The organism is Prauserella shujinwangii, from assembly GCF_003001955.1.
Taxonomy (GTDB): domain Bacteria; phylum Actinomycetota; class Actinomycetes; order Mycobacteriales; family Pseudonocardiaceae; genus Qaidamihabitans; species Qaidamihabitans shujinwangii.
Genome location: NZ_PVNH01000005.1, coordinates 96383 through 120534, shown reverse-complemented (window position 1 = coordinate 120534; position 24152 = coordinate 96383). Strand labels below are relative to the sequence as shown.

Sequence of the window (24152 nt, the reverse complement as noted above, 5' to 3'; positions counted from 1 at the left end):
GGAGGAACAACGATGTTTCCGTTACGCCAGGCCACCCCGTCCCGGGTGCCCAGAGCGGCCGTGCTGCTGGCCACCGGGGCCGTAGCGCTGACCGGGGCGTGCTCGGTCGGCGGCGGCTCGGCCTCGGACGCGGGCGACACCGTCCGCATCGTGCTGCCCGAGGAGCCGCCCACGCTGGAGCCCTGCGACGCCTCCCTCACCGCGACGGGCCGGGTCACCCGCTCCAACATCACCGAACCGCTCACCGAGCGCGAACCGGCCACCGGGGAGGTGCAGCCGAAGCTCGCGACCGAGTGGAAGCAGACGTCGCCGACGTCGTGGACGTTCACCCTGCGCGACGGCGTGAAGTTCCACGACGGCTCGGCGTTCACCGCGGAGGACGCCGCCTTCTCCATCGACCGCACGGTCTCCTCCGACATCGGCTGCAACGTCGACGGTTACGTCTTCGGCGACAGCGAGCTGACCACGAAGGTCGTCGACGACACCACGCTGGAGGTCACCTCGGCGGAACCGGACCCGATCCTGCCGCTGCGGCTGTCCTTCGTGGAGATCGTGCCCGCCGAGACCGACGCCGAGGGCAAGGTGCGCGAGCCGGTGGGCACCGGCCCGTACCGGATCGAGCAGTGGAACCAGGGCGTGAGCCTGACCCTCGCCCGCTACGACGGCTACTGGGGCACCGCGCCCGCCTACGCCAGCGCCCGCTACGTCTGGCGCGGCGAGGGCAGCATCCGGGCCGCGATGGTCAACAGCGGCGAGGCGGACATCGCCGTCGGGCTCGCGCCGGCCGACGGTGCGGGCGACGCGGCGGTCGAGTATCCCAACAACGAGACGTCGTACCTGCGCATCGACGCGACGAAGGCCCCGCTGGACGACATCCGCGTGCGCCGGGCCATCAACTACGCGCTCGACAAGGAAGGCCTGGTGGCGTCCGTGTTCGCCGGGCTCGGCGAGCCGGCGGGCCAGGTCGTGCCGGACGGTGTCACCGGGCACAACCCCGACATCGAGCCGTGGCCGTACGACATGGCGAAGGCCAAGTCGCTCATCAAGGAGGCCAAGGCCGACGGCGTGCCGGTGGACCGGCCGATCACGATCATCGGCCGCAACGGCATCTACCCGAAGGCCGCCGAGGCGATGGAGGTCGCCCAGAACTCGCTGCTCGAGGCCGGGCTGCGGGTCGAGATCAAGATGCTCGACGTCAACGCCTGGCTGGAGTACCTGCTGCGGCCCTTCCCCGCCGACATCGGTCCGACGCTGCTGCAGGCACAGCACGGCAACCAGGCGGGTGACGCGGCGTTCACGATGGGCCAGATCTACGGCTCCGAGGGCGCGCAGAGCAGCTACGGCACTCCCGAGCTGGACACGCTGATCGAACAGGCCGAGCAGGCTTCCGGGCCGGAGCGTCAGGAGAAGTTCGCGCGGGCGCTGGCCCACCAGAACGACGAGGTGGTCCGGGACGCCGTGCTGGCGCACATGACCGGCATCATCGCGTTGTCGCCGAACGTGGAGTACGAGCCGAACTCCGCGACCAACGACGAGATGCGCCTGGCCGAGATGCGCCCGGTGAACTGAGGCGCCCATGCTCACGTTCCTGCGACGCCGCATCATCTCCAGCGCCCTCCCGCTGCTCGTCGTGATCCTCGGCGTGTTCTTCCTGGCACGCCTCACCGGGGACCCGGCGAACCTCTACCTGCCGCTGTCCGCGACCCCCGAGATGCGGGCGGAGTTCGCCGCCCGCAACGGGTTCGACCAGCCGGTGCTCGTCCAGTTCGGCGACTACCTCGCCCAGCTGGTGCACCTGGACTTCGGGGAGTCGCTGCGCACCGCGCAGCCCGCGGCGGAGGCCGTGCTGCGGGCGTTCCCCGCGACACTGCAGCTGGCCGGGGTGACGATGCTGCTGGCCGTCGTGGGAGCGGCCGTGGTCGGCAGCCTCGCGGCCTACCGGCCCAACTCGGCTGCCGACCGCGGCGCGAGCTTCCTCTCGGCGACGGCGGCCAGCATCCCGGACTTCTGGTTCGCGATCATGGGCGTCCTGCTGTTCTCCGTGACGCTCGGCTGGCTGCCGACGTCCGGCACCGTCGGCGCGGCGGCGTGGGTGCTGCCCGTCGCGACCCTGCTGATCCGCCCGTTCGGCGTGCTCGTCCAGGTGGTGCGGGGCGCGATGGTGTCCGCGCTGTCGGCGCCCTACGTCAAGGTCGCCCGCAGCAAGGGTGCGGGCGAGGCGCGGGTCGTCTTCGGGCACGCGCTGCGCAACGCCGGGGCGCCCGCCCTCACCGTGGCCGGCGACCTCGCGGTGGGCATGCTGAACGGCGCGGTCGTCGTCGAGACGATCTTCGGCTGGCCGGGCATCGGCAAGCTGATGATCGACTCGATCCTGCAGCGCGACTTCGCGGTGCTGCAGGCGGCGGTGCTGATCACGGCACTGACGATCTTCGCGCTCAACATCCTCATCGACATCTGCTACGCGCTGCTCGACGCGCGGGTGCGGCAAGGAGTGATGGCATGACGGGCAAGGCGTCGATGCTGTCCCTGCTGGCGAAGGACCGGTTCGCCAGCGCGGCCGTCGTGGTGCTGGGCTTCATCGCCCTCTGCGCCGCGGTGGGCCCGGTGCTGCTCGGCGACCTCGCCGTGGAGCAGAACCTGCGGGCGGTCAACCTGCCGCCGTTCAGCATCGGGCACGGCTGGGAGTTCGTCCTCGGCAGCGACTCGCTCGGGCGCAGCGTCGCCGCCCGGCTCGTCGTCGCCGCGGGCACGACGATGTCGGTCGCCGTCCCCGCCGTGCTGCTGTCCCTGACGGTCGGCTCGGCGTGGGGCATGTGGGCCGGGTTCTCCGGCGGCTGGCGGGAGAACGTGTCGATGCGGGTCGGCGACGTGATCCTGAGCTTCCCCTCGCTGCTGCTCGCGGTGGTGGTGCTCTACGTCTTCACGCCGAGCGTCGCGAACCTCATCGCCGTGCTCGCCGTGGCGCGCATCCCGGTCTACCTGCGTACGGCCCGTGCGGAGGCGGCGGAGTTGCGGAGCAGGCTGTTCGTGGACGCCGCGCGGACGTTCGGCACGGGCAGCGGGGCGATCATCCGCAGGCACATCGCGCCGTCCGTGCTGCCGACCCTGCTCACGGTGGCCGCGGTGGACTTCTGCTTCGTGATGCTGACCGAGTCGTCGCTGAGCTTCCTCGGCATCGGCATCCAGCCGCCGGACGTGTCCTGGGGGCTGATGGTGGCGCAGGGCAGGCAGGAGCTGCAGACCGCCTGGTGGATCGCGGTGTTCCCGGGGCTGGCCATCGTGTTCACCACCGTGTCCGCGGCGATGCTCGCCGCCTGGGCCAGGGTCGCGGGCGACCCGGGACAGCGCTGGCGGCTGACGTTGCCCCGCAAGGAAAGGATCTCCGCATGACCGTGGCGATGGAGGTCGAACGGCTTTCGGTGGACGTCCGGACCCCGGCGGGGCGGGTGCGCGCGGTGCGGGACGTCAGCTTCACCGTCCACTCCGGACAGGCGATGGCCCTGCTCGGCGAGTCGGGCTGCGGCAAGAGCATGACCGCGCAGGCCATTGCCGGGCTGCTCGGACCGGTCGCGGAGGTCGCGGGCGGCGCGGTGCGGCTGGACGGCGTCGACGTGCTGGGGCTCGACCCCGCGAGCAGGCGCAAGCTCGCCGGGCCTGGGCTGGCGATCGTGTTCCAGGACGCGCTGACCGCACTGAACCCCGTCTACCCGGTCGGCACCCAGCTCGCGGAGCCGTTCCGCATCCACGAGAAGCTGTCCCGCAGGGCCGCCAGGGAGAAGGCGGTCGAGTTGATGGACCGGGTCGGCATCCCGGAGCCGCGGTCGCGGCTGAACGCCTACCCGCACCAGTTCTCCGGCGGCATGCGGCAGCGCCTGCTGATCGCGATGGCCGTCGCCCTGCGGCCCGCCGTGCTGCTCGCCGACGAGCCGACCACGGCGCTCGACGTGACGGTGCAGGCGCAGATCATGGAGCTGCTGGCCGAACTGCGCACCGAACAGCGGATGGCGCTCGTGCTCATCACGCACGACCTCGCGGTGGCCGCCGAGCAGGCCGACCACGTGGCCGTGATGTACGCGGGCGCGGTGGTGGAGACCGGACCGGTGGCCGAGGTGTTCCGCGCGCCCCGGCATCCCTACACGCGCGGGCTGCTGGACTCGGTGCCCGCCGCCGGGGACCGGGGCACCCGCCTGCGGTCGATCGACGGCGCCCCGCCCGAGCTGGCCGACCTGCCCTCCGGCTGCGCGTTCCGGGCGCGCTGCCCGCTGGCCACCGAGCGGTGTGCCACCGAGCGGCCGCCGCTGGCCGAGACCGGGCCGGGCCGCGCCTCGGCCTGCCACTACTGGAAGGAGCTCGCCGATGGCTGATCCGGTTACCGCGCCGGCCGAGCCGCTGCTGCGGGTGGAGGGCGTGACGAAGACCTTCCGGGTGCCCGGCCGGTCCCGCCGGGGTGGGTTGCGGGCTCTCGACGGCGTCGACCTGACCCTCGGCCGGGGGGAGACGCTCGGCCTCGTCGGGGAGTCCGGCTGCGGCAAGTCCACGCTCGCGCGGGTACTGATGCTCCTGGAACGGCCGGACGGCGGCACCGTGCGGACGGCGGGTGTGGATCCGTTCGCCCTGCGCGGCAAGGAGCTGCTCGCGTGGCGACGCCGGATCCAGATGGTGTTCCAGGACCCGTACGCGTCACTCAACCCCCGGCTCACCGCCGCCCAGCTCATCGGCGAACCGTGGCTCACCCACCGCGACATCGTCCCGCCCGAACGCCGGGCCGCCCGGGTCAGGGAACTGCTGGAGCTGGTGGGGCTGCGTGCGTCCGACGCCGACCGCTACCCGCAGGAGTTCTCCGGCGGGCAGCGGCAGCGCATCGGGATCGCGCGGGCCCTCGCGCTCGGCCCCGACGTGCTGATCTGCGACGAGCCGGTGTCCGCGCTCGACCTGTCGGTGCAGGCGCAGGTGCTGAACCTGCTCGCCGACCTGCAGGCCGAGCTCGGGGTGTCCTACCTGTTCATCTCCCACGACCTGTCGGTGGTGCGGCACGTCGCCGAGCGCGTGGCGGTGATGTACCTGGGGCGAGTGGTCGAGTCGGGCCCTGTCGACGAGGTGTTCGCCGCACCGGCTCACCCGTACACGGCGGCGCTGCTGTCGGCCGCGCCGTCGCTCGACGCGGTGCGGGAGGGCAGCCGCGAGCGGATCGTGCTGAAGGGCGAGGTGCCCTCACCGCTCGATCCGCCTTCGGGCTGCCGGTTCCGCACCCGCTGCTGGCAGGCCGAGCCGCGCTGTGCCGACGTGGTGCCGCCGTTCGAACCCGCGCCGGGCGGTCCCGGTCACCGGGTGGCGTGCCACCTGCCGTTGTCAGACCGCGCGCAGGCCACGGAGCACGCGCTCCAGTAGCGGGAGGTCGGGTCTGCCCTCCGCCGTGGCCCGGTTGCCGTGGACGACGATCAGGCCCGCGTCGGCCATGTCGCTGAGCAGGACGCGGGCGACGCCGAGCGGCACGGCCAGGGTGGCCGCGACCTCGGCGACCGACCTGGGCTGGACGCAGAGTCTGCGCACGGCCTGGTACTCGCCGCTGAGCGGACCGCGGCGCCACGGCCCGCGCGGATCGACGGAGACGAGGGTCTCGACGGCGAGGTGGTGCGCAGCGTGGGTACGGCCCTTGGTGAGTACGTACGGCCGCACCCGCAGGCGGTGCTCGTCGCCCGCATCACCTGCCTCCGCCAGCCCCTCGCCCTCGGCGAACGTGAGCGTGGTGCGCTGCCGCGGCGGGGCGGACGGAGCCGGTGGTGGCCGACGTGGCGGTGGCGGGGTGGCCGGCACCCGCGTCGGCGGCGGTTCGGCGGACTCGACCTGTTCGAACTGTTCGAGCAGCTTCACCGAGGGGAAGCGGGCGCCGGAGCGACCGACGCGGGAGCGCTCCGCACCGCGCGGCGGGTGTTCGGCCGGGGCCGGTTCCGGTTCGGCGTTCTCGAACCGCTGCCGCTGGCGTGCCGAGGGGAAACGGGCACCCGAACGCCCGGTGGCCGGGGAACCGGCCTGCTCGGGTCGATCGGATTTGCCCACGCTCGTCCGCCTCGCATGCTGGGGTCACGACCTCGCTTGGCGACGTTGACGACGAGGTCGGTCCATGTTACCCGGGCGGGCAAGGGGGCCGGGGTGCCGAACGCCGTGCCGCGACACTCGGCACCCCCGCCACCGCGTTCGGTTACTTGTCCTCCTCGGTCTGCGCCGTGCCGGAGGGCACCTCGTCGGTCGGCACGTCGGCCCTGCCGTCGGCCTCGGCCTCGCCGCCGCTCTCGGCGGCCCCGGCCGCGGGCCCGGCGGACACCGCCGCGGGCGCGGGGGCGGCCTTCTGCTGCTCACCCCGCTTCACCGAGGACAGCAGGAGCTGCGCGACGTCCACGACCTCGACGTTCTGCCCCGCGTCGCCGTCGTTCTGCCGGGACGTGACGCCGTCGGTGAGCATCACGCGGCAGAACGGGCAGCCGGTGGCGATCTTCGACGGCGCGGTGCCCAGCGCCTCGTCCACGCGATCGACGTTGATGCGCTTGCCGATGCGCTCCTCCATCCACATGCGCGCGCCACCGGCGCCGCAGCACATCGAGCGCTCGGCGTGCCTCGGCATCTCCCGCAGCGCGGCACCCGAGGCGCCGACGAGCTCACGCGGAGCCTCGTACACCTTGTTGTGCCTGCCCAGGTAGCACGGGTCGTGGTAGGTGACGTCCTCGGCGATGGGTGCCACCGGGGTCAGCCGCTTCTCGCGCACGAGCCGGTTGAGCAGCTGGGTGTGGTGCACGACCTCGTACTGACCGCCCAGCTCCGGGTACTCGTTCGCGAGCGTGTTGAAGCAGTGGGCACAGGTGACGACGATCTTTCGACTCGACGGCTCTGTCTCGGAGAACACCGAGTTCAGCACCTCGACGTTCTGCTGGGCGAGCATCTGGAACACGAACTCGTTGCCCGCCCGGCGCGCCGGGTCGCCCGTGCAGGTCTCCTCGGGGCCGAGCACCTGGTACCGCACGCCCGCGATGTGCAGCAGCTCGGCCACGGCGCGGGTGGTCTTCTTCGCGCGGTCCTCGAACGCGCCAGCGCAGCCGACCCAGAACAGGTACTCGGTGTCGCCCCACTCGCCGTCGAACACGGGCACCTCGAAGTCGAGGTCGTCGGCCCAGTTCAGCCGGTCCTTGGCGTTCTGGCCCCACGGGTTGCCCTTGTTCTCCAGGTTCTTGAACATCCCGTTCAGCTCGGTAGGGAAGTTCGACTCGATCATCACCTGGTACCGGCGCATGTCGACGATGTGGTCGACGTGCTCGATGTCCACCGGGCACTGCTCGACACAGGCGCCGCAGGTGGTGCACGACCACAGCACCTCAGGGTCGATGACGCCGTTCTCCTCGGGGCCGCCCACCAGCGGCCGCTCCGACTCGGCGAGCGCCAGCACGTCGATGCCCGCGTGCGGGTTGTCGCCGGTCAGGCCGATCTCCTCACCGGTCATGTCCCGCTTGCCGCCCGCGAGCAGGTACGGCGCCTTGGCGTAGGCGTGGTCGCGGAGCTGGGTGATGACCAGCTTCGGCGACAGCGGCTTGCCCGTGTTCCACGCCGGGCACTGCGACTGGCAGCGGCCGCACTCGGTGCACGTCGTGAAGTCGAGCCAGCCCTTCCAGGTGAAGTCCTCGACCTGACCCGCGCCGAACACGTCCTTCTCCGGATCGGCTTCCTCGAAGTCGAGCGGTTTCCCGTCGCTCATCATCGGCTTGAGCCTGCCGAGTGCGACGCCGCCGTCGTCCTCGCGCTTGAAGTAGATGTTGAAGAAGGCGCTGAACCGGTGCCAGGCGATGCCCATCGTCAGCGTGCGGCCGACGACGTAGAGCCACACGATGCCGGAGAGCAGCTTGATCAGGGCGGTGATCGACACCGCGGCGGCGCTCGCGGGCAGGATCGCGCCGAGCGGCTTGCTGACGAAGCTCGTCCACAGCGCCGGGTCCTCGATCCCGCTGGAGATCTTGAACGCCTTGACCCCGACGATGCCGAGGCCCTCGATGATCACCACGGCCTCGACGAAGTAGGCCTGGGCGAAGTTGGAACCCGCGAAGCGGGACTGCCGGTCGGCGCGGCGCGGGTGGTTGCGCTGCCGGATGACGGCGAGCGCGACGCCGCCGAGCACGGTCCCGACGCCGAGGATCTCCACGAGGAACAGCCACGGTGCCCAGTGCCCGATGATCGGCCAGGCGAACTCGGCGTCGAACATCTCGCCGTACGCCTCGAACCACACGGCGGTCCCGATGAGGAAGCCCCACATCACCAGCCAGTGCCACGGGCCGACGGTGCGGAACTTGTTCATCCTGGTGTGGGCCGCGAACTCCTTGATCAGCGTCTTCATGCGCGGCCAGAAGGGACCGTTGCGGGTCGCGTCCGGCTGGCCGAGGCGGATGATGCGCACCTGGCGCACCACGCCCATGATGAAGGCGACCCAGGCGACGAGGCTGACGGCAACGCCGACCACGCCGAGCGTGATCTGCAGTGCACCCATGATCGGGCCTTTCGGTTCGGGGTACTTCGCGGTGGGTTCCGGGGAGCCTATCTCTTCTTACTGATGAGTAACCGATCGGCGGCGGCAAAGTCCCACGGATGTGGTGCACGACTCGGATATTTTGGGACTATCGTTCAGGTAGCATGGCCCCATGGTCGCCTACTTGCTCCTGGCCGCCGCCATCGTGGCCGAGGTCACCGGCACGGTCGCGCTGAAGCTTTCGGACGGCTTCACCAAAGCCGTTCCGTCGGTCGTCGTGGCCGCCGGTTACGGACTGGCCTTCTTTCTCATGGCGCGCGTGCTCAAGATGGGCATGCCGGTCGGGGTCGTCTACGCCATCTGGTCCGCCGTGGGCGTGGCGCTCGTGGCCCTGATCGGGGCGATGTTCCTGAACGAGCAGCTGAACCTCACGATGATCGCCGGCCTGGTGCTGATCATCGGTGGGGTGACCCTGTTGGAGCTGGGTGGTGCGCATTGAGGCAACGGGTCGACGGTCGCAAGGTCCGCGGCGAGCGGCGGCGGACCGAGATCATCGAGGCGACGCTGCGGGTGATCGAGCGTGACGGCGTGGCCGGGGTGACGCACCGGACGGTCGCCAGGGAGGCGGGGGTGCCGACCACCTCCACCACGTACCACTTCGCCAGCCTCGACGACCTGCTGATCGCCACCCTCATCTCGTGCGCACGGGACATGGCGACCGAGGTGTACTGGATGATCGACCGTGCCCGCTCGCGCGGGAGCCGCGGTGCCGAGGAGGTGGCGAATCTGCTGGCCGAGGCGCTCGGGCCGCGCCGGGGCCGCACGATGGCCGAGTACGAGCTGTATCTGCTCGCGGCCCGCAGGCCCGAGCTGCGCCCGGCCGCGCGGCGCTGGCTGGACGTGCTCACGTCGATGGTCCGGCACGACGACGAGGTCGCGTTCCGCGTGTTCCTGGCCGGTATCGACGGGTTGCTCATCCAGGGCCTGATCGACGACGAGCCGCCCACCGCCGAGGAACTGCGGCCGGTGGTCGACTACCTGCTCAAACCCCGCTGAGCACCTCGTGAGTGAAAAACGTGGTAAGAACAACGGTTTTCACTCACGAGGCGAGCCGGGCAGGTCAGCCCTTGTTCTCGTAGACCGGGGTGAGCGTGGCCCTGGCCAGCGTGTGCCCGAACATGTTGAAGCCGAGGAAGGCGGGCGTGGCGTCCTCGCCGACGTCGAGCGAGTCCACGTCGAGCGCGTGCACGGCGAAGATGTAGCGGTGCGGGCCGTGGCCGGGAGGCGGAGCGGCGCCGAGGTACTGCCGGACCCCGCCGTCGGTCCTGAGCGTGCGCGCGCCGTCCGGCAGCCCGGACCCGCTCGCGTCGCCCGCGCCGGACGGCAGTTCGGTCACCGAGGCCGGGATGTTGAACACGGCCCAGTGCCAGAAGCCGCTGCCGGTGGGCGCGTCGGGGTCGAAGCAGGTGACGGCGAAGCTCTTCGTCTCGGCGGGGAAGCCTTCCCAGCTCAGGTGCGGGGACCGGTCCTCGCCGCCCGCGCCGAAGATCCCGCTGCGGTGCGGCGTCGGCAGCGTCTCTCCCTCCGCCACGTCGTTGCTGCGCAGGGTGAAGGAGGGAACGGGCGGGAGCGACTCGTACGGGTCGGGTGCCTGGGGCATCAGTCCTCCTCAGCGGTCTGGAAATCGGGTCCGTCCCCGAGGCTAGTGGTGATCACCCGATCCCGAAGCTGGGGACGACCTCAGGGTCGAATAGGGGGTAGGCCCTGATGCCCTGTTCGTCCGGCGGGTCCTAGCGTGAGGACCGCAGGGAAGTTGCGGCAGGAGGACTCACCATGGGGCGGGCTGGACTGGCCATCGGGGGCGTCGCGCTGATCGCCGTGGGCGCGGCGATCGCGTTCGGTTGGCTGTGGCCGTCGACGGCGGAGGCCACGGACACGGTGGACGACCCGATCCGCGACGTCCGGATCGACAACGAGTCCGGGAACGTCACGATCCGCGCTGGCGACGTCGAGCGCACCGTCGTGCGGCAGACGTACTCCTACCGCTGGGATCGCCCCGACGCGGCGTTCGCGGTCGACGGCCAGACGCTCGTGCTGAACGGCTGTGACTGGTTCTGCTCGGTGAGCTACGACGTCACGGTCCCGCGCGGCACGGCGGTCCGTGGCGAGGTGTCCTCCGGCGACGTCACGCTGGAGGGCGTCGGTGCGGTCGACGTCGACGCCAGCTCCGGGGACGTGCGGGTCGTCGACGTCTCCGAGCCGGTCCGGGTCGACGTGAGTTCGGGTGACGTCCACGGCGCGGGCCTGCGCGGGGACGTCCAGGTGGAGGCGAACTCCGGGCGGATCGACCTGCGCCTCGCCGAGGAGGGCACGGTCCGCGCGCACGCGAACAGCGGGGACATCGAGGTGGCGGTGCCAGACGGCGAGTACCGGGTCGAAGGGGAGAGCAACAGCGGGGACCGGGAGGTCCAGATCCCGCAGGACCCGGCGGCTCCGAACCTGCTGGAGCTGAGCACCAACAGCGGTGACGTCACGGTCCTGCCCGCCTGAGCCGCCGGGAACAACGGTGGCGACCCGCTCGTTGGGACTGGCAGGAAGGTTGAGTGGCCTCCACTCAAGTCCGGTTTGACGAGCGGCCGGAGCACCGGCTAGAACTTGAGTGAACCCCACTCAATGTGGAAGCGATGGCGCTGTTCAGGACAGACCGGACCAGCGCAGGTCACGTAAGCAGGAGGGAACACACATGGCGCGAGCGGTCGGCATCGACCTCGGCACGACCAACTCGGTCGTCTCTGTCCTCGAGGGTGGTGAGCCGACGGTCATCGCCAACTCGGAAGGCTCCCGGACCACCCCGTCCGTCGTCGCCTTCGCCAAGAACGGCGAGGTGCTGACCGGGCAGTCGGCGAAGAACCAGGCCGTGACCAACGTCGACCGGACCATCCGGTCGGTCAAGCGGCACATGGGCACCGACTGGAAGACCGAGATCGACGGCAAGGCCTACACCCCGCAGGAGATCAGCGCGCGCGTGCTGATGAAGCTCAAGCGGGACGCCGAGTCCTACCTCGGCGAGGAGGTCACGGACGCCGTCATCACGGTGCCCGCGTACTTCGAGGACGCGCAGCGGCAGGCCACCAAGGAGGCGGGCCAGATCGCCGGCCTCAACGTGCTGCGGATCGTCAACGAGCCCACCGCGGCCGCCCTGGCCTACGGTCTGGACAAGGGCGAGAAGGAGCAGACCATCCTGGTCTTCGACCTCGGCGGCGGCACGTTCGACGTCTCGCTGCTCGAGATCGGCGAGGGCGTGGTCGAGGTCAGGGCCACCAGCGGTGACAACCACCTCGGTGGTGACGACTGGGACGAGCGCATCGTCAACTGGCTCGTCGACAAGTTCAAGGCCTCCCACGGCATCGACCTGACCAAGGACAAGATGGCGCTCCAGCGCATCAAGGAGGCCGCGGAGAAGGCGAAGATCGAGCTGTCCAGCTCGACCACGGCGAACATCAACCTGCCGTACATCACGGTGGACGCGGACAAGAACCCGCTGTTCCTCGACGAGACGCTGTCGCGCGCCGAGTTCCAGCGGATCACGTCCGACCTGCTCGACCGGACGAAGTCCCCGTTCCACAACGTCATCCGGGACGCGGGCATCGCCGTGGGCGACATCGACCACGTGGTGCTCGTCGGCGGCTCCACCCGGATGCCCGCGGTCACCGACCTGGTCAAGGAGCTGACCGGCGGCAAGGAGCCGAACAAGGGCGTCAACCCGGACGAGGTCGTCGCCGTCGGCGCCGCGCTGCAGGCCGGTGTGCTCAAGGGTGAGGTGAAGGACGTCCTGCTGCTGGACGTCACGCCGCTGTCGCTCGGCATCGAGACCAAGGGCGGTGTGTTCACCAAGCTCATCGAGCGGAACACCACGATCCCGACCAAGCGCTCGGAGATCTTCTCCACCGCGGACGACAACCAGCCGTCGGTGCAGATCCAGGTGTTCCAGGGTGAGCGCGAGATCGCGGCGCAGAACAAGAAGCTCGGCATGTTCGAGCTGACCGGCATCCCGCCCGCCCCGCGCGGCGTGCCGCAGATCGAGGTCACCTTCGACATCGACGCCAACGGCATCGTCCACGTCACCGCGAAGGACCTCGGCACGGGCAACGAGCAGTCCATCCGGATCACCGGCGGCTCCGCGCTGCCGCAGGACGAGATCGACCGGATGGTCAAGGACGCCGAGGCCCACGCCGAGGAGGACCGGAAGCGCCGCGAGGAGGCCGAGACCCGCAACCAGGCCGAGACGCTGGTCTACCAGACCGAGAAGTTCCTCACGGACAACGACGAGAAGCTGCCCGAGGACCTCAAGGGCAAGGTCAAGACCGCGATCGACGAGGCCAACGAGGCGCTCAAGGGCACCGACACCGCAAAGATCAAGGAGTCCATGGAGAAGCTGAACTCGGCTTCCCAGGAGCTCGCCACCGCCCTGTACGCCAACACCGGCGCGCAGGCGGGCGCCGAGGGTGCCGCCGGCGCCGCGGGTGGCGCGGCCGGCGACACCTCCGGCTCGCAGAAGGCCGATGACGTGGTGGACGCCGAGATTGTCGACGAGGACGACAAGAAGTGACCGGGCCGGAACGGTACGACGACGAGCGAGCGGAACCGCAGGAGCCAGTGGTCGTGCGTGATCGGCGGAAGATCGACCCGGAGACCGGCGAGCTGCGGCAGCCGGTGACCGAGGAGGCGCAGGAGGTGCCCGCCGCGGCGGGCACCCCCGGCCCCGCGGCCGGTGCTGAGACGGTGGACGAGGCCGTGGCGCCCGCGTCGGACGTGGAGAAGCAGCTCGAGGAGCGCACCGCGGACCTGCAGCGGTTGCAGGCGGAGTACGCCAACTACCGCAGGCGGGTGGAGCGCGACCGCGAGGCCGCTTCCGTCGCGGGCAAGGCTTCCGTGGTGAACGACCTGCTGCCGCTGCTTGACGACCTGGAGCGTGCCGAGCAGCACGGCGACCTCACCGGCGCCTTCAAGGCCGTCGCGGACAAGCTGGTGGGCGCGCTGGAGAAGGCGGGTCTCGAGTCGTTCGGCAAGGAGGGCGAGCCCTTCGACCCGAACGTCCACGAGGCCGTGCAGCACGCCACCTCGCCCGACGTGGCGGGGCCGACCGTCACCACGGTGCTGCGCCGCGGCTACCGGTTCGGCGACCGCGTGCTGCGGGCGGCACTGGTCGGGGTCACCGACCACGAGCCGGGGCAGGCGCCGGAGGCCGGTCCGGCCGAGGAGCCGCTCGACGCACCGGTCGGTGGCGAGCTGCCGCTCGACGACGATGAGAACGCACGCTGACGAAGCGAGGGAGGGAGGGGACGCCCGATGAGTGCGAGGGAATGGATCGGTAAGGACTTCTACCGCGAGTTGGGCGTCTCCTCCGACGCCAGCCAGGACGAGATCAAGAAGGCCTACCGCAAGCTGGCCAGGGAGAACCACCCCGACGCGAACCCGGGCAACGCCGAGGCCGAGAAGAAGTTCAAGGCCGTCTCCGAGGCGTACGGGGTGCTGTCCGATCCGGAGAAGCGCAAGGAGTACGACGAGGCGCGCAGGCTGTTCGGCTCCGGCGGGCCCGGTGGCTTCGGCTTCCCCGGCGGTGGCCAGGGCGGCCCCGGCGGGTTCGACCTCGGCGACATCTTCGGCCAGCAGGGCGCGGGCGGTTTCGGCGGACTCGGTGACATGCTGGGCAACCTGTTCGGCCGCCGCGGCGCCGCGGGTGGCCCGGCGAGCCGGGCCCAGCGTGGTTCCGACGTCGAGACCGACGTGCGGATCGACTTCGCCGAGGCCGTGCGCGGTGCGACGCTGCCGCTGCGGCTGTCGAGCCCGGCGACCTGTGGCACGTGCGGGGGCAACGGCGCGCGGCCGGGAACCCAGCCGAGGGTCTGCCCCCTCTGCGCCGGTTCCGGGCTGATCAGCCGGAGCCAGGGCGCGTTCGCGTTCTCCGAGCCCTGCCGGGAGTGCCGGGGCCGCGGTTCGATCATCGACGATCCGTGCCCCGAGTGCCTCGGCGAAGGGGTGAGCACCCGGACGCGGACGCTGACCGTGCGGATCCCGCCCGGCGTGGACGACGGCCAGCGGATCCGGCTGGCCGGCCAGGGCGAGCCCGGCCGGGGCGGTGCGCCCGCTGGCGACCTCTACGTCCGGGTGCACGTCAACCCGCACCGGGTGTTCGGCCGGTCCGGCAATGACCTCACGATCACCGTTCCGGTGGAGTTCACGGAGCTGGCCCTTGGTGGCACCATCACGGTGCCCACGCTGGACGGCAAGGTGTCGCTCAAGGTGCCCGCGGGCACGGCCAACGGCCGTGTGCTCCGGGCCAGGGGCAAGGGCATCGCGAAGCGCGACGGCTCGCAGGGTGACCTGCTGGTCACGCTTCAGGTCGTCGTGCCGTCCAAGGTGGACGGCAAGGCCAAGAAGGCCCTCGAGGACTACGCCGATGCGGTCGCGAAGCAGGATCCGCGGCCGGAGATCACGGCGTTGCTGCGGGAACGGAGTGGATGATGCTCGGTTCTGGAGTACCTGGTGGACTGCCGCACGGTGCGGACGAGGACACGCCCGTCTTCGTGATCTCGGTGGCCGCGCAGCTGTCCGGGCTGCACGCGCAGACACTGCGGTCCTACGACCGGCTGGGACTGGTGTCCCCCGGCCGGACCCCCGGCGGCGGTCGCCGGTACTCCGTCCGCGACATCGCGCTGCTGAAGGAGGTGCAGCGGCTGTCGCAGGAGGAGGGCGTCAACCTGGCCGGGATCAAGCGGATCATCGAGCTGGAGAACCAGGTCGAGGCCCTGCAGAACCGGGTGGCCGAGCTGACCGAGGAGCTGGCCTCAGCCTACGCGGCGGCCGAGCAGGCGGCCGCCGCCGTGCACGCCTCCTACCGCAAGGAACTGGTGCCGGTCCGCAGGCGCAACGCCCTGGTGGTCTGGCGCCCCCGCCGCCCCTCGTGAGTGGGAAACGTCGTTCTCACCACGTTTCCCACTCACGACGGGCTCAGCGCAACCGGTAGGCGTCGATGATCGTCTCCTCCACCGTGTTGCCGTCCGCGTCGGCGGCGGACACCCGCAGCGACACCGTGTCCGCGTCCTCCGGGTGGCGCAGCACCAGCAGCGAGTTGCCGATCACCCGGGCCGAGGACCAGGACTCGCCGCTGTCGTAGGACACCTCGGCGCTCAGCCGGTGCGCCGGCGACAGCCGCGGGCTGGCCTGTTTCTGCAGGGCGACGGGCACGAGGAACGGCACACCCGCCGGTGCCGTCCCGCGGTCGTCCAGCGGGGCGAAGTACCGGACGGTCGACAGCGGCAGCCTGGTGGGCTCGTCGGTCCGCGCCGACCGGAAGGTCCACGTCGCGGCCACCCGCGTGCTCAGCCCGAAGGCGGGTACCCGGCGGGCCTCGGTGGTCAGCCGGTAGTCGGCCTCGTCGGGCGGAACCGTGAACGTCCCGCGGCCAGGATCGTCTTCCTGGCCGATCAGGACCCGGCCCTGGAACAGCCGCGTGTAGGCCGAGGGCACGGTCGCCGAACGGCCCCAGTTGCCCGCCCCGTCGCCGAACAGCGGCGCGTCGATCGTGATCGTGTTCCCGTCGCGGACCACCCACCGGTCCGGTTGGGACGTGCGGGGCAGGACGGGACTGAACACCGCGTGGTTGAACGACTCCCGGTACTGCCGGGGCGGCTGGTACTGCCGCGGGGGCGCGTAGAGGTGGCCAAGGGGCAACGGCAGCGGTGAACCCACCTCTTCCATGTGCAGGTACCGGTTCCAGTCCACCGTGCCCTCGCCGGAGTTGTAGAACTCGGTGCGCGTGGCCGGGACGGAGATGTCGACCAGGGTGGAGCCACCCTGCCTGCCCGCGGTGCCGTGCGGGGACGGGGCGGCGCCCGCGGCGTGCGCCACTCCCTCCTCCGGGGCGCCGTAGCGCACCCGGACCTTCGCGACGTCCCGCCTGCCGACGTCGCGGGTGAAGCCGGTGGGCACCTGGCCGTACCGGTACCAGGCCAGCCCGTAGAACTCGTCGCCCGACGATGCCGTCCACTGGGTGTTGACCAGCGACCTGAGCTGGTCGCGGGACAGTCGCGGCCCGAGGTGGGCGGTGTGGATCCGGTCGAGCGGCCCGCCATAGGTCACCACACCGAACGGGATGTCCATGTCCACGTCCGTGCGTACGTACTGGACCTCGCCGAACACGGCGGTGGCCTCCGGGTTCGGTGGGGAAACCCGGACCGGTTCCGCGCGGCGCGCGTCGAGCGTCACGGTCTGGGCGCCGTCGAACGTCAGGTGCGGGTAGGCGAGCAGGTACTCGTTCGGCGGCTCGCCCGTCCGGCCGGTGATGTTGCTGTGCAGCACGTACTCGCCGACCGGCAGGCGTACGGTCGCCGTCCCGTTCGCGCCCTCGGGCGAGTAGACCTCGCCGCTGTCCACGTCGACGATCTCGGTCCGGTGGTGGGTGGTGGGTTCGCCGTCGGCGCCGAGGTGGCGGAGCGTCAGGTCGTAGCTCTCCTGCTCCCGGTACACGGCCACCGGCGTGCGCACCGTGGACTCCCCGGTGTCCGCGACGATCGTCCCGGTGTAGTAGCCGGGGGCGTCGACGGCGGTGACGTCACCGAGCACGGTGACGGCGGCCGTCTCTCCCGCGGGCACCGTGAGCCGGGGCGCCGATGTGGTGAACAGGCCACCGGGCGCGGGCTCACCGTCCGGGCCCCTCGCTTCGGCGCGGAACTCGACGGTGACGTCGCTGTCGGTCATGTTGGTGTAGCTCAGGGTCCGGCGGGCGGGCTCCTCACCGGCGTGCGGCCAGCGCTGGACTCCGAAGTCGATCTCCTCGGACCCGGGCAGCAGCGGCTGGGTGGCCGCGCGGGCCGCGTCGACCCGGCCGGAGCCCTGCTGGAACACCGTCAGCCCCGCGGAGGGCACCGTGGAGCCGGTCAGCAGGCGTTTGAGCTGGTCGTGGCTGAAGTCGGGGTGCTGTTGCAGGGCGAGCGCGGCGGTCCCCGCGACGTGGGGCGTGGCCATCGAGGTGCCGCTGCGCAGGCTGTAGTTCTCCTCGCCGGGGTCACCACCCGGGGCATCCGAGCTGAGCGCCGCCATGATGGCCACGCCGGGGGCGGTGAGGTCCGGTTTCAGCGTGCGGCGGCTGGGCAGCGGGCCCCTGCTGGAGAAGCGTGCCAGCTCGTCGTCGTCGTTCACCGCGCCGACGGTGAGCGCAGCCCGGGCGCTGCCGGGGGACCTGATCGAGGCCGGGCCGGGACCTTCGTTGCCGGCCGCGACCACGAACAGGGTGCCGTGGTCGGCGGAGAGCGTGTTGACGGCCTCCTCCATGGGCTGCACCCCCGGCGCGTTGTAGCTGGTGATGCTCATGTTCACGATGTCGGCGCCCCGTTCGGCCGAGGCCCACTCCATCCCGGCGATGATCCCGGAGAGGAGGCCGTTACCGTCGTCGTTGAGAACCTTCCCGTCGAGGTACTCGGCCCCGTGGGCGACACCGGTGTACGTCCCGTCGGACGCGGCGCCACTGCCCAGTGCGATCGAGGCGACGTGGGTGCCGTGGCCGTGGCGGTCGTCGATCGTCGGGGACTGGGAGAAGTTCCGCTGGGCGAGCTGCCGCCCGGCGAGGTCCGGGTGACTCTCGTCGACGCCGCTGTCGAGCACCGCGATCGTCGTGCCCTCGCCGGTGTAGCCGCTGTCCCAGACCTCGGGGGCGCCGATCTGCGGCACGCTCTGGTCCAGCGCCGCGTGGTACCGCGCGTCCAGCCACACCTTCTCCAGGCCCCCGGCAAGCGCACGGGCATCGTCGGTGGTGATACCGGTCCACAACCGGTTCACCGACGACTTGTCGGCGGCCACCGCGACGCCGTCGATGCTGGCCAGACTCCGGCCGACGGTGGCGCCCGGTGCGTTCTCGAGCGCGGCCGGGCCGGTCTCCCCGGAGAACGTCACCAGCAGCGGCAGGGTCGCGCGGTGCGCGTCGTCGAAGCCGGACCGGACCAGTTCGGTCACGTCGAAGAGCTTCTCGTCCAGCACGCCCGCCGCGATGCGGGTACCGGCGTCCGAGGGGACGACGTACTGGTGCCCCTCCTTCCGGTACGTGGAGAAGGTCAGGTCCGACCTGCCCTCCGCGGGCACGATCCGCACCACCCGGCGGCCCTCGGCGCCGGTGACGACGCGGTCTCCGGTGAGCAGCGTGACGCTGTGCTGCTCGGCTCGTCGCTCCGTGCCGGGCGCGGGTGGCTGGTCACCGCCCTGTGCCGTCGCGGCCGGGGAACCGGCGGCGACCAGGACCAGCGCGGCGAGCACCGCCGCGGGTTTTCTCCATGAGAACCGAATTTCGCCAAGCACAACAATCATCCACATCGCGGAACGGTGCGGGTCCGGACCCTAGTTTCGGATCGAGGTGCCGGACAATCCGCCGTGCGAACGACAGCCGTACCGCGCCGGTCACCGCGCGAGGTGCTCGGCGAAGAACGCCAGTACCCGGCGCCAGGCGTCCTCGCTCGACTCGTGGTGGTATCCGAAGCCGAGCACCTTGGCGAGGACGTTGAGCGGGCCGAGCGGTAGTTCGTTGGCGAAGCTGTGCCCCGCGTCCGGGTACTCCTTGACGTCATGCGGGATCCCGCGCCGGGACAGCTCCGCCGCCAGCTTGTCGGCAGCGCCCCTGAGGGTCGGGTCGCGCCTGCCGTAGCTGGCCACGATCGGGCACGCACCGTCGAGAATGGACCGGTCACGGGGCAGGAATCCGTAGTACGGTGCGGAGGCGTCGAACTCGCCGCCCGCCGCGACGAGGGCGAACCCGCCGCCAAGGCAGAATCCCGCCACGCCGATCCTGCCCGTGCAGTCGTCCCGGCCGGCGAGGGCGCGGCGCCCGGCCTCGAGGTCGTCGAACGAGCGACCCCGGCCCTCGCCCACCTCGCGGAAGACCGTCCTCACACACCTCGCCCTGCCGCCCCGGGAGTAGAGGTCGGGGCAGAGCGCGAGGAAACCGGCGGTGGCGAACCGCTCGGCGATGCGCCGGATGTCCCGGCTCAGGCCGAGCGCGTCGTGCACCACGACCACACCCGGCCACGGCGGCGGGCCCGCGATCTCCGGTTGCGGCGCCGCCAGGTAACCGTCGATCTCGCCGTCCGCGACGGGAATCGTGGTCTCCATGCCGGGCACCGTACTGCGCGCCGGCCCGTCAGTCGATCGTGAAGGGGTCGTACCGGATCTGGTCGAGCGCCGTGCCCGCCACCAGCATTCTGGACACCGTCGCGCGGATCATCGCGGGCGAGCCGGACACCAGCACGTCGTGCCCCGGCCAGGCGCCGCGCCGCGTGACGACGTCAGCGAGCGTGCCCTGCTCGCAACCGGGCAGCCCTTCCCCGCGCTCGACCACGGGTACGACCGTGAGCCACGGATTGGCCGAGGCGAGCGCGCGCAGCTGCTCGAGGTCGTAGAGGTCGTCCCGGGTGGGACCGCCGTAGAACAGCGTGACCTTGGGGTTGGTGCCCCACTGCGCGAGGTGGTCGAGGATCGCCCGCAGCGGCGCCACGCCGGTGCCGCCCGCCACCATGAGCACGTCCCGGCCGGACTCGCGGTTGACCGCGAGCCTGCCCAGCGGCGGCCCGATCCGCCAGTTGTCGCCACTCTGCGTGTGGCTCACGATCGCCCGCGACACCCAGCCGCCGTCGACCGCGCGCACGTGGAACTCGAGCGAGCCGTCGGGCCTCGGCGCGTTGGCCGGCGACAGGTAGCGCCACAGGCGCGGCCGCTGCGGGACTTCGATGCTCATGTACTGCCCCGGCCGGTAGGGGATCGGCTGGTCGGGTTCGAGACGGATCAGTGCCAGGTCCCAGCTGAGCCTGCGGTGCTCGGCGACGGTGGCCGTCCAGTACGGCGGGCAGTCGTCGGCCGCGGCGGCCTCCTGCATCGCCCTGGCGATGATCGTGTAGGCCTCGGCCCACGCCCGCTCGACCCGCGGTGTCCAGGCGTCACCAAGATGCCGCTTGAGCGCGGCGAGCAGCGCGGTCCCCACGGCCTCGTAGTGCCGCGGCTGGACGCCGAACTTGCGGTGGTCGCGGCCGAGTTGGCGCAGGAACGGCACGAGGTCGTCCGGCCGGTCGACCATCTGCACGATGTGCACCAGCGCGCGGACCAGCCGCCCGCGCTGCACCTCCATGTTGATCGGGAAGAAGTCCCGGGTGGCAGGCGCGAGGGTGAAGAGCATGCCGTAGAAGAACTGCGAGATCTCCGGCGTGTACGGCTCGGCGAGCTGCCACGTGTCCCGGATCAGCCGCACCATCGCGGCCACCGCGGGAGGAGCCTCCCGTGGCGGGGCCACCTTGGGGACCGGGCTGATCGCGTCGGCTGTCATGGTCAGCTACTCACAGTCACAAGGGCACGTGCGCGATTATTCACGAACGGGTGACCGGGTTAACTCGGACGGACGCAGCAGGTCAGTGCCCCACGCCGAGGTCGAAGACTTCATGAATATTCCACCTTTCCGGCCAAGCGCTCGCGCCCACACTAGATTCCCGCGCGGCGGGACGGTAGGCGCTGCGAAGGTTGTCCGCCTTTGGTTGCTCCGTAAGGGTGGATCTGGCACCGATTTCGTGCGCAAGGTCACGTCCGCCGTGGGGAGCGACCCCCGCGGCGGACGCGAAGTTGTCTGAGGTAAGTAACTATCCGTCACCGCCCACGCGAAAAAGCGGCCCGCCACCGGCTGGTGCCGGTGACGGGCCGCTCGGATTCGGTCTCGGGTCAGTTCTTCACTTTGTCCGTCCGGCTCACCTCGCCGGAGCGCATCTTGTCGCGGAAGCTCTGCACCTCGCGCTTGACCACCGGCGCCAGGATGTAGAGGCCGATGATGTTGAACAGTGCCAGCAGGAACAGCACGGCGTCGGCGAAGCTGAGCACGCTGCCCAGGGTCAGCACCGAGCCCGCGACGATGAACAGGCAGAAGATGAGCTGGTAGGTGCGCTCGCTGGTGCGGGACTTGCCGAACAGGAACGTCCACGCCTTCTGCCCGTAGTACGCCCACGTGATCATCGTCGAGAGCGCGAACAGCGCGACGGCCACCGTCAGCACGTACGGGAACCACGGCAGCACGGTGGCGAACGATTCCGAGGTCACCGTCACGCCGTCCGGCGTGTCGCCACCGGCGAACACCGTGGCCTTCGCGTCCTCCCAGAACTGGGTCTTGGCGATGACGATGGTCAGCGCGGTCATGGTGCAGACGACGACCGTGTCGATGAACGGCTCGAGCAGCGCCACGTAGCCCTCGGTGACCGGGTTCTTGGTCTTCACCGCCGAGTGGGCGATGGGCGCCGAGCCGAGGCCCGCCTCGTTGGAGAACGCGGCCCGCTGGAAGCCGACGATCAGGGCGCCGATCGCGCCGCCGGTGACGCCTTCCGGCGTGAACGCACCTTCGAAGATCTCCACGATCGCGGCGGGGACGTCGGTGATGTTCACCAGGATGACGATGAGGCACGCCGCGATGTAGATGATGGCCATCGAGGGCACCAGGCGGCTCGTGACCGCGCCGATCGACTTGATGCCGCCGATGATCACGGCGCCGACCACCACGGCGAGGAGGATGCCGAAGACGAGGGCGGCACCGTCGCTGCCGAGGAAGCCGTCGTCGCCGCCGGTGACGTCCTGCAGCTGGGCGAACGTCTGGTTGGCCTGGAACATGTTGCCGCCGGCGAGGGCGAAGAACAGCAGCATGATGGCCGCGCCCACGGCGAGCACGTTGCCGAGGCCCTTGCCGAAGGCGCCGCCGATCCGCTCGTTGAGGCCCTTGCGCAGGTAGTGCATCGGGCCGCCGGAGACGGTGCCGTCCTCATGCGTCTCGCGGTACTTCACGCCGAGCGTGCACTCCACGAACTTGGTGCACATGCCCAGCAGGCCGGCGAGGATCATCCAGAAGGTGGCGCCCGCGCCGCCGATCGTCACGGCGACACCGACACCGGCGATGTTGCCGAGCCCCACGGTGCCGGACACGGCGGAGCTGAGCGCCTGGAAGTGGTTGATCTCGCCCGGTTCGTCGTCGGTCGTGTACTTGCCGCGGACGATCTGGGTCGCGAGCTTGAACTTCCGGAACTGGACAAATCCGAAGTAGAGCGTGAAGATCGTGGCGGCGAGTACCAGCCAGCCCACGATCCAGGGGAACGAGACGCTCCCGATCGAGATCTCGGCGAAGACGAAGCTGGAGAGCGCGTCCGAGATCGGGTTGAAGATGCTGTTGATCCATTCCTCGATGGAGGCGAGGGTGCCGCCTTCGGCAGCGAGGACGTTCGGCGGCCCGCTCGTGGCCGACAAGCCGGTGCTCATGACTGACATGGTCCGGTAGTTGACCCTAACTCCATTCGGTTGACAAGAGGCCGTCCGAATTTGTTGCCCGTTGTTACATCAATGTGAGCTGCATCACATATCGAAGGGTCTATACCTTCGTGTGTGTGACCAGAGGCTGGGGTGGGCTGCTGCTCGCGCTGGGGGCGGACAACCTCGGCACCGGCCTCTTTCTTCCGCTCGTCCTCGTCTACGTCACCAGGGTCGTCGGGCTGCCGCTCGCCCTCGCGGGCACCGTGGTGACCGCCGGTACCGTCGGCGGGTTGCTCGTGCCGCCGCTGGCCGGGCGCCTCGTCGACCGGGCCGGTCCCCGGGTGGTCGTGCTGGCCGCGTTGCTCGTCCAGGCGGCCGGAGTCCTTGCCTACCTCGTCGCGGGCGGGGTCCCGCTCGTCGCGGTGGCCGCACTGCTGTTCGCGGCGGGGCAGCAGTTGTTCTACTGCGCGCTGTTCGCCCTCATCGCCGACGTGTCCGGAGCGCGCCCGAACGACCACGCGTTCGCCGTCGTCAACCAGGTGCGGGCGGCCGCGTTCGGGGTGGGCGCCCTCCTGGCCGGCGGGCTGCTCGCCGGTTCGGGCACCTCGGGCATGCGGCTGGCGCTGATCCTCGACGGGCTGTCGTTCCTCCTGGCCGCGGTGGTGCTCGTGCTGACCGTGCCCGCGCCGCACGCGCGCTCGCCAGGCCCTCCGCCGCCCGCCGGGGTCCTGCGCAACCGGCCGTATCTCGCGCTCATCGTCATCAGCGGGCTGTTCGGGCTCCCGCTGGACTTCTTCCTCGTGGGGCTGCCGGTGTTCGTCATCAACCGGCTGGAGGCGCCGATGTGGCTGCCCGGTGCCGTCCTCGCTCTGCTCACCGCCGTCACCAGCGGCGGGGCCACCCTCGCTCTCCGCGCCACGGAGGGGCTGCGCCGCACCACCGCCATGACCATCGGTTCGGGGCTCTATACCGGGTGGGCCCTCGCCGGGCTGGCCACCATCGCCGTACCGGCCCCGTGGCGGCCGGCCTACCTGCTGCTCGTCACGCTCGTCCTGGCCGCGGCCAACCTCGTCTTCGGGCCCCGCGCCAGCGCGCTCGCCGTCGCGGAGGCTCCGCCGCTCGCCCGCGGTCGCTACCTGGCGGCCTACCAGTACGCCTTCACCACCGCACAGGTCGTGGCGCCCGCGGTGGTGGCACTGTTCTCCGTCACCATCTGGTTGCCGTGGGCACTCGTCGCGCTCAGCTCGCTGCTGTCCATGGTGGCGCTGCGCTGGCTGGCCCGGCGCGTTGACACTTGAGTGGAACACACTCAACTTTTCTGACGTTGTGCAGAGCGACG

General features: G+C 70.9%; 20 protein-coding genes. 13 read left to right on the top strand and 7 right to left on the bottom strand.

The window, feature by feature from the left end:
* Positions 1 to 12 precede the first annotated feature (12 nt).
* Genes B0I33_RS13260 through B0I33_RS13240 form a run of 5 tightly spaced genes read left to right on the top strand, consistent with a single transcriptional unit; the run spans position 13 to position 5388 of the window.
* Positions 13 to 1569 (top strand): ABC transporter substrate-binding protein, encoded by a 1557-nt coding sequence (locus B0I33_RS13260; RefSeq protein WP_106179054.1) that lies wholly within the window; start codon positions 13 to 15, stop codon positions 1567 to 1569.
* A 7-nt stretch (positions 1570 to 1576) separates the two neighbouring features.
* Positions 1577 to 2503 carry an ABC transporter permease gene (locus tag B0I33_RS13255; protein ID WP_106179053.1) on the top strand — a complete coding sequence of 309 codons (927 nt, stop codon included), beginning with the start codon at positions 1577 to 1579 and terminating at the stop codon, positions 2501 to 2503.
* Complete coding sequence (locus B0I33_RS13250) at positions 2500 to 3390, top strand: ABC transporter permease (protein WP_106179052.1); 891 nt, start codon at positions 2500 to 2502, stop codon at positions 3388 to 3390. The genes B0I33_RS13255 and B0I33_RS13250 overlap by 4 nt, the downstream gene beginning before the upstream one ends.
* Positions 3387 to 4364, top strand: coding sequence for an ABC transporter ATP-binding protein (locus tag B0I33_RS13245; protein WP_106179051.1), 978 nt, complete (start codon positions 3387 to 3389; stop codon positions 4362 to 4364). Before B0I33_RS13250 ends, B0I33_RS13245 begins: the two co-directional genes overlap by 4 nt.
* Positions 4357 to 5388, top strand: coding sequence for an ABC transporter ATP-binding protein (locus B0I33_RS13240; protein WP_106179050.1), 1032 nt, complete (start codon positions 4357 to 4359; stop codon positions 5386 to 5388). Before B0I33_RS13245 ends, B0I33_RS13240 begins: the two co-directional genes overlap by 8 nt.
* Here B0I33_RS13240 and B0I33_RS13235 read toward each other — a convergent pair.
* Positions 5350 to 6057, bottom strand: a complete 708-nt coding sequence (locus B0I33_RS13235; RefSeq protein WP_106179049.1) for a DUF742 domain-containing protein — start codon at positions 6055 to 6057, stop codon at positions 5350 to 5352. The two genes, B0I33_RS13240 and B0I33_RS13235, sit on opposite strands and share 39 nt — an antisense overlap.
* 142 nt (positions 6058 to 6199) lie before the next feature.
* The gene (locus tag B0I33_RS13230; RefSeq protein WP_106179048.1) at positions 6200 to 8524 is read right to left on the bottom strand and encodes a (Fe-S)-binding protein; all 2325 of its coding nucleotides are present in this window, start codon (positions 8522 to 8524) and stop codon (positions 6200 to 6202) included.
* Positions 8525 to 8675: 151 nt separating this feature from the next.
* Between B0I33_RS13230 and B0I33_RS13225 the strand changes: the two genes are divergently transcribed.
* Together B0I33_RS13225 and B0I33_RS13220 are read left to right on the top strand one after the other, a co-directional pair.
* Positions 8676 to 9002, top strand: a complete 327-nt coding sequence (locus tag B0I33_RS13225) for a DMT family transporter (protein ID WP_106179047.1) — start codon at positions 8676 to 8678, stop codon at positions 9000 to 9002.
* Positions 8999 to 9559, top strand: a complete 561-nt coding sequence (locus tag B0I33_RS13220; RefSeq protein WP_106179046.1) for a TetR/AcrR family transcriptional regulator — start codon at positions 8999 to 9001, stop codon at positions 9557 to 9559. Before B0I33_RS13225 ends, B0I33_RS13220 begins: the two co-directional genes overlap by 4 nt.
* Positions 9560 to 9623: 64 nt before the next feature.
* On the opposite strand, the gene B0I33_RS13215 is transcribed toward B0I33_RS13220, so the two are convergent.
* Positions 9624 to 10163 carry a YbhB/YbcL family Raf kinase inhibitor-like protein gene (locus tag B0I33_RS13215; RefSeq protein ID WP_106179045.1) on the bottom strand — a complete coding sequence of 180 codons (540 nt, stop codon included), beginning with the start codon at positions 10161 to 10163 and terminating at the stop codon, positions 9624 to 9626.
* Between the two features lie 173 nt (positions 10164 to 10336).
* Here B0I33_RS13215 and B0I33_RS13210 point away from each other — a divergent pair, with 173 nt between their 5' ends.
* The 5 genes from B0I33_RS13210 to B0I33_RS13190 all read left to right on the top strand — a co-directional run bounded on the left by B0I33_RS13210 (position 10337) and on the right by B0I33_RS13190 (position 15471).
* Positions 10337 to 11053: a DUF4097 family beta strand repeat-containing protein gene (locus B0I33_RS13210; protein ID WP_106179044.1), complete on the top strand. Its 717-nt coding sequence runs from the start codon at positions 10337 to 10339 to the stop codon at positions 11051 to 11053.
* A gap of 193 nt (positions 11054 to 11246) precedes the next feature.
* Entirely contained in the window at positions 11247 to 13112 is a 1866-nt protein-coding gene (gene dnaK / locus B0I33_RS13205; protein WP_106179043.1) for a molecular chaperone DnaK, read from the top strand.
* Complete coding sequence (grpE, locus tag B0I33_RS13200; protein ID WP_106179042.1) at positions 13109 to 13825, top strand: nucleotide exchange factor GrpE; 717 nt, start codon at positions 13109 to 13111, stop codon at positions 13823 to 13825. The genes dnaK and grpE overlap by 4 nt, the downstream gene beginning before the upstream one ends.
* Positions 13826 to 13852: 27 nt before the next feature.
* Positions 13853 to 15028, top strand: coding sequence for a molecular chaperone DnaJ (gene dnaJ, locus B0I33_RS13195; RefSeq protein ID WP_106179041.1), 1176 nt, complete (start codon positions 13853 to 13855; stop codon positions 15026 to 15028).
* Entirely contained in the window at positions 15028 to 15471 is a 444-nt protein-coding gene (locus B0I33_RS13190) for a heat shock protein transcriptional repressor HspR (protein ID WP_106179040.1), read from the top strand. Before dnaJ ends, B0I33_RS13190 begins: the two co-directional genes overlap by 1 nt.
* Positions 15472 to 15514: 43 nt before the next feature.
* On the opposite strand, the gene B0I33_RS13185 is transcribed toward B0I33_RS13190, so the two are convergent.
* From B0I33_RS13185 to B0I33_RS13170, 4 genes are all read right to left on the bottom strand, one after another.
* Entirely contained in the window at positions 15515 to 18811 is a 3297-nt protein-coding gene (locus B0I33_RS13185) for a S8 family peptidase (RefSeq protein WP_106179039.1), read from the bottom strand.
* 141 nt (positions 18812 to 18952) lie between these two features.
* Positions 18953 to 19660: a dienelactone hydrolase family protein gene (locus B0I33_RS13180; protein WP_106179038.1), complete on the bottom strand. Its 708-nt coding sequence runs from the start codon at positions 19658 to 19660 to the stop codon at positions 18953 to 18955.
* Positions 19661 to 19688: 28 nt separating this feature from the next.
* Positions 19689 to 20864 (bottom strand): globin domain-containing protein, encoded by a 1176-nt coding sequence (locus B0I33_RS13175; protein ID WP_181193279.1) that lies wholly within the window; start codon positions 20862 to 20864, stop codon positions 19689 to 19691.
* Between the two features lie 386 nt (positions 20865 to 21250).
* Complete coding sequence (locus B0I33_RS13170; RefSeq protein WP_181193278.1) at positions 21251 to 22831, bottom strand: alanine/glycine:cation symporter family protein; 1581 nt, start codon at positions 22829 to 22831, stop codon at positions 21251 to 21253.
* Between the two features lie 116 nt (positions 22832 to 22947).
* Between B0I33_RS13170 and B0I33_RS13165 the strand changes: the two genes are divergently transcribed.
* Positions 22948 to 24111 (top strand): MFS transporter, encoded by a 1164-nt coding sequence (locus B0I33_RS13165; protein WP_106179035.1) that lies wholly within the window; start codon positions 22948 to 22950, stop codon positions 24109 to 24111.
* Positions 24112 to 24152: the final 41 nt, after the last annotated feature.

What these genes read in the sequence shown, in the direction of transcription:
- B0I33_RS13240 (WP_106179050.1), top strand. Translation starts at nt 4,357, where the DNA reads ATGGCTGATCCGGTTACCGCGCCGGCCGAGCCGCTGCTGCGGGTGGAG.
- B0I33_RS13175 (WP_181193279.1), bottom strand. Translation starts at nt 20,864, where the DNA reads ATGACAGCCGACGCGATCAGCCCGGTCCCCAAGGTGGCCCCGCCACGG.
- B0I33_RS13260 (WP_106179054.1), top strand. Translation starts at nt 13, where the DNA reads ATGTTTCCGTTACGCCAGGCCACCCCGTCCCGGGTGCCCAGAGCGGCC.
- B0I33_RS13225 (WP_106179047.1), top strand. Translation starts at nt 8,676, where the DNA reads ATGGTCGCCTACTTGCTCCTGGCCGCCGCCATCGTGGCCGAGGTCACC.
- B0I33_RS13170 (WP_181193278.1), bottom strand. Translation starts at nt 22,831, where the DNA reads ATGTCAGTCATGAGCACCGGCTTGTCGGCCACGAGCGGGCCGCCGAAC.
- B0I33_RS13210 (WP_106179044.1), top strand. Translation starts at nt 10,337, where the DNA reads ATGGGGCGGGCTGGACTGGCCATCGGGGGCGTCGCGCTGATCGCCGTG.
- B0I33_RS13255 (WP_106179053.1), top strand. Translation starts at nt 1,577, where the DNA reads ATGCTCACGTTCCTGCGACGCCGCATCATCTCCAGCGCCCTCCCGCTG.
- B0I33_RS13245 (WP_106179051.1), top strand. Translation starts at nt 3,387, where the DNA reads ATGACCGTGGCGATGGAGGTCGAACGGCTTTCGGTGGACGTCCGGACC.
- B0I33_RS13250 (WP_106179052.1), top strand. Translation starts at nt 2,500, where the DNA reads ATGACGGGCAAGGCGTCGATGCTGTCCCTGCTGGCGAAGGACCGGTTC.
- B0I33_RS13230 (WP_106179048.1), bottom strand. Translation starts at nt 8,524, where the DNA reads ATGGGTGCACTGCAGATCACGCTCGGCGTGGTCGGCGTTGCCGTCAGC.
- dnaK (WP_106179043.1), top strand. Translation starts at nt 11,247, where the DNA reads ATGGCGCGAGCGGTCGGCATCGACCTCGGCACGACCAACTCGGTCGTC.
- B0I33_RS13180 (WP_106179038.1), bottom strand. Translation starts at nt 19,660, where the DNA reads ATGGAGACCACGATTCCCGTCGCGGACGGCGAGATCGACGGTTACCTG.
- B0I33_RS13190 (WP_106179040.1), top strand. Translation starts at nt 15,028, where the DNA reads ATGCTCGGTTCTGGAGTACCTGGTGGACTGCCGCACGGTGCGGACGAG.
- B0I33_RS13215 (WP_106179045.1), bottom strand. Translation starts at nt 10,163, where the DNA reads ATGCCCCAGGCACCCGACCCGTACGAGTCGCTCCCGCCCGTTCCCTCC.
- dnaJ (WP_106179041.1), top strand. Translation starts at nt 13,853, where the DNA reads ATGAGTGCGAGGGAATGGATCGGTAAGGACTTCTACCGCGAGTTGGGC.